We start from the raw sequence: 4210 nt of genomic DNA on the forward strand, positions 1-4210 counted from the left end.
CGGGGGGTGGTGCCGGTTTCCCAGTCGAGGTAGGCGCGGGCGCGGGCCGGGGTGCGGTGGGGGAGGAAGAGGGGGAGGGCGCGCAGCAGGTAGCCGGGGCGGAAGCCGGCGAAGCACTGGGTGGGGTCGAGCAGGGCGAGCCGGCCGACCCGGGTGGGGGCGTGCAGGGCGTACTCCAGGGCGATCCAGCCGCCGTACGAGTGGCCGCAGAGGTCGGCCTGTTGGACGCCGAGTCCGTCGAGGACGGCGTCCAGCCAGCCGAGCAGGCCGGGGACGCCGTCGAGGGCGGCGCCGTCGTGGACGCTGCGGCCCGGGTCGCCGATGAGGTCGACGGCGAGGACGCGGTGTCCTGCTTCGGCCAGGGCGCCGGCGTTGGCGAACCACAGGGTGGAGGTGGCGCCGCCGCCGTGGAGCAGGACGAGCGGGCGGCCGTCGGCGGGTCCGCAGGCGTTGATCCGGGTGGTGCCGTGGGTGGTGCGGACGGTGAGCGCTTCGACCGGGACGGGCCAGCGGGCGAGCAGCGCGTCGTAGGCGGCGAGGAAGGGGGCGGTGCGGGCGGACATGAGGGCCTCCGCGGGTGTGGTGTGATGGCGGCCGAGCCGGCTGGACCATTCGCCGGGCAAGTGTCGCGGTGAACGAGTATTACGCTGAACATGTATCGTGCTGAACAAGTATCTCGCTGAGCGAGAGAATAGTCGCACATGCCTCCCCGAGGAAGGACGACAGGGTGTCCGAGGTTGCCGACCCGATGCGGCTGGTGCACCTGCTGCGTGGCCTGACGGTCGAACTCGACCTGTTCGGAGCCGAGTTCGCGGCCCGCAACGGTCTGCATCCGACCGATCTGCGGGCGCTGATCCACCTGCTGGACGCGGCCAGGGCCGGGGAGGTGGTCACCCCGGGCCGGCTCGGCGAGGCGCTGGGGCTGAACTCGGCGGGCACCACCGGCCTGGTGGACCGGCTGGAGCGGCTCGGGCTGATCCGGCGCGAGCGGGACCCGCGGGACCGGCGCCGGGTGCGGCTGCTGGTGGAGGAGCGGGCGATGGAGCTGGGGGAGGGCTTCTTCGGCGGGCTGATCGGCGATCTGGTCGCGGCGATGCGGCAGTTCGAGCCGGCGGAGCTGGACACGGCCCGACGCTTCCTGACGGCGATGACCGGGGTGGTGGCGGCCGCCCGGGAGAACTGAGCGTCCAGGGAGGGCCGGGGCTACGCGGGGCCGAGAGTCCAGCTGATCACCGACAGCGTCGCCATCGACACCAGCGTCGACCAGAGCACCGCGTCCCGCGCGAGGGCGATGCCCTGCCGGTACTCGCGGGCGTAGGTGTACACGTTCTGGGCGGTGGGCAGCGCGGAGAACAGCACCACGGTGAGCAGTTGGTGCGCGGGCAGGTGGAGCAGCGGGCCGGCCACGGCGAGGGCCACCAGCGGCTGGACCAGGGTCTTGAGCGCGACGGTCAGCCCGACCTCGGTGCGGCGCGGACGGCCCTCCGCCGGCGGGCGGTTGTGCAGCGATATGCCGAGGGTGATCAGCGCGGTCGGGACGCCGGCGCCGCCGAGCAGTTCGCAGGAACGATTCAGCTCGGCGGGCAGGTGCACGCCGGTCGCCGAGGCGAGGGCGCCCAGGGCGGTGGCCAGCAGGATCGGATTGCGGACGGGCAGGGTGAGCAGCGCCCGCCGCCCGGCCGCGCCGCCGTCCAGGACTGCCAGGACGGCGGGGGTGACCACCAGGATCTGGAACAGCACCACGGGCGCCACGAAGGAGGCGTCGCCGAGGACCTGCATGGTCACCGGGATGCCGAGGTTGGCCGAGTTGACGTAGCCGGAGGCCATCGCGCCGACGGCCAGTTCGCCGGGTTTGCGGTGGAACAGCAGCCGCCCGACGAGCAGACCGAGGCCGATCGTGACCACCGTGCCCGCGGTGAAGGCGAGCATCGAGGCGTTGGCGAAGCGGTCCAGCGGGGTGCGGGCGATCATCAGGAACAGCGCGGCCGGCATCGCCACGTGGAAGACGAACCGGTTGAGCACCGTCTCGGCCTGCGGCCCGAGCAGCCCGGTGCGGCCGACGACGTAGCCGACGCCGGTGAGCGCCCAGATCGGCGCGAAGGCGGACAGCAGGGGGTGCAGGGCTGGCATGGTTCCTCGGATCGCTCGGGCGGATCTGCCGGTGCGACGGGGGTCTCCCGTCGGGGGCGCCGACTCCCGAGCGCGGTGACCCCCCGAAGCCCATGAACCCCCGGGGCAGTAAACCAGTGGCCGTCGGCGAGGTGATCAACGGGCCTGTCGCGGGCACGCCAGCCGGGTCGGGCCGTCGGCGGGATCGGCGGGCCAGGAACGAGGCCGACCGCCCGGAACGAGGCCGACCGCCCGGAGCGACGCCGACCGCCCGGGCCTACGATGAGCCGATGGAGGACCAGTACCTGAGCCTGTCCGAGGTGGAGGCGATCGCGCGCCGGGCCCACCGGGGGCAGGTGGACAAGAACGGCCACCCGTACGGCGAGCACATCGCGGCGGTCGCCCACGGGACGGCGGCGCGGGGCGGCAGCGCGGCGCAGGTCGCGGCGGGCTGGCTGCACGACACCGTCGAGGACGACCGGCTGAGCCGGGAGTGGCTGGCCGGGGCCGCGCTGCCGGAGGAGACCAAGGCGATCGTGGACGCGCTCACCCGGCGCCGGGACGAGCCGGTCGAGGAGTACACGGCTCGCATCCTGGCCACGCCGGGCGCGCTGCTGGTCAAGCGCGCGGACCTGGCGCACAACTCCGATCCGGCCCGCCTCGCCGTGCTGGACCCGGCGACCGCCGAGCGGCTGGCCGCCAAGTACGCGCGGATGCGCGAGCTGCTCGGACTCACCGGCGAGCTGTAGTCCACGAGCTGTAGTACCCGAGCCGGGGCCCAAGGAGCCGGGGCCCGAGGAGCCGGAGCCTGAGCACCTGCGGAGCCCGCCGCCCACGGGCGCCGGGGAACCACAAGAGGGCCCGGACCACGCGGATCGCGCGGGTCCGGGCCCTCTCGGGCACCCCGGTGGTCCCTGTCCGACCCCCGGGGTGAGGGGGAGTGGTCAGGTGACGGTCGGAGGCTGGTGGGCCGATGGGGTCGGCTTAGTACCAGTGGTTGGCCTGCCAGAAGTTCCAGGCGGCGTTCGGGCTGCCGTAGCGGGTGTTCATGTAGTCCAGCGCCCACTTGATCTGGGTGGCCGGGTTGGTCTTCCAGTCCGAGCCCGCCGAGGCCATCTTGGAGCCCGGCAGCGCCTGGGCCAGGCCGTACGCGCCGGAGCTCGCGTTGGTCGCGGACACGTTCCAGCTCGACTCGTGGGCGATGATCTGGCTGAAGGACGCCAGCTGGTTGGCCGGGACGATCTGGGCGGCGATGGCCTGCGGGGAGGCGGTGGCGGCGTTCGCGGTGGCGGGCAGGACACCCGCGCCCAGGGCGGTCAGACCGGCGGCGCCGGCGAGGATCGCGGCGGAGGTGCGCATACGGAGCTTGAAAGCGGGCATAAAGAGCAGGACCTCAATCGGGTTGGGCCGGGTCACTCCCCGCCGCGGACCTCGGCCGGACAGGGGCCGTAACGGTCGCGGGGTCGTGACCCGGCAGCAAGCCGTTCACCGGCGGGACAGGTGCCGGTGCGGCTGACGACTGAGCCATTGTTGGCAGACGGCATCGGCCCCCGCCAAGACCCCCTCGGTACGACCCACGGTCGTACGGAAGGGGCCGCCGTGGATTCGAAGGGGCGGTCGCGCGGAGCGTGCGGAGCGGGGGTGAGCAGCGCGAACGCGGGGGGTGCCGGGGTGGCGCGGGCGTTCCGGGGGTGTCTACTACCGCCCGTCGTGGGTGTTGATCACGTGTGAGCGCACTCACCGTGCGGGGCTCGGCGGGCGTCACTCGCCGGCCCGGTCGAAGCACGGTGGGTACAGACGATCAACCCCGCGCTGAGACCGGCGCCACACCCGAGCGGCGGGACCGGCGCCACACCGCCGCGCCGAGCGGCAGGAGGTGGGAGGCGGGTCCTAACGGAGGTCGCCCAGCCGTCGGTGCCGGACGGCCCGGGCCGCGAGCCGGTCCGTTTCGGTGGTCGCCGACAGGGCGCCGAGCGCCGCGCCGACCGCCTGCCCGAGCCGGGCGCAGAAGGCCGCCGGCTCCTCGGCGGCGTCCGGCAGCTCCGGGACCACCTCGTCGACCAGCCCGACCTCGGCCAGCCGGTGCGCCCCGATCCCCTGG

Annotated in this window: 5 protein-coding genes and 1 pseudogene; 2 read left to right on the plus strand and 4 right to left on the minus strand. The window is 74.0% G+C overall.

Annotation, left to right across the window (positions count from 1 at the left end):
- Positions 1 to 563, minus strand: a 563-nt coding sequence (locus AE652_RS36510; RefSeq protein ID WP_049659342.1) for an alpha/beta fold hydrolase, incomplete at its 3' end; no start/stop codon positions are given.
- A 185-nt stretch (positions 564 to 748) separates the two neighbouring features.
- Between AE652_RS36510 and AE652_RS36515 the strand changes: the two genes are divergently transcribed.
- Complete coding sequence (locus AE652_RS36515) at positions 749 to 1183, plus strand: helix-turn-helix domain-containing protein (RefSeq protein ID WP_049659353.1); 435 nt, start codon at positions 749 to 751, stop codon at positions 1181 to 1183.
- A 20-nt stretch (positions 1184 to 1203) separates the two neighbouring features.
- Here AE652_RS36515 and AE652_RS36520 read toward each other — a convergent pair whose 3' ends face one another.
- Positions 1204 to 2130, minus strand: a complete 927-nt coding sequence (locus tag AE652_RS36520) for an AEC family transporter (protein ID WP_049659344.1) — start codon at positions 2128 to 2130, stop codon at positions 1204 to 1206.
- 269 nt (positions 2131 to 2399) lie between these two features.
- Here AE652_RS36520 and AE652_RS36525 point away from each other — a divergent pair, with 269 nt between their 5' ends.
- Positions 2400 to 2858 (plus strand): HD domain-containing protein, encoded by a 459-nt coding sequence (locus AE652_RS36525; protein ID WP_049659345.1) that lies wholly within the window; start codon positions 2400 to 2402, stop codon positions 2856 to 2858.
- Positions 2859 to 3093: 235 nt separating this feature from the next.
- Here the strand turns inward: AE652_RS36525 and AE652_RS36530 are convergent, their stop codons facing one another.
- Together AE652_RS36530 and AE652_RS36535 are read right to left on the minus strand one after the other, a co-directional pair.
- A complete protein-coding gene (locus AE652_RS36530; protein ID WP_049659347.1) occupies positions 3094 to 3489 on the minus strand; it encodes a transglycosylase SLT domain-containing protein in 396 nt (131 codons plus the stop codon).
- Between the two features lie 510 nt (positions 3490 to 3999).
- A pseudogene (locus tag AE652_RS36535) lies at positions 4000 to 4210 on the minus strand (acetyl-CoA carboxyl transferase); the annotation flags it as partial.

The sequence above is a fragment of the Kitasatospora sp. MY 5-36 genome (assembly GCF_001182915.1).
Lineage (GTDB): Bacteria > Actinomycetota > Actinomycetes > Streptomycetales > Streptomycetaceae > Kitasatospora.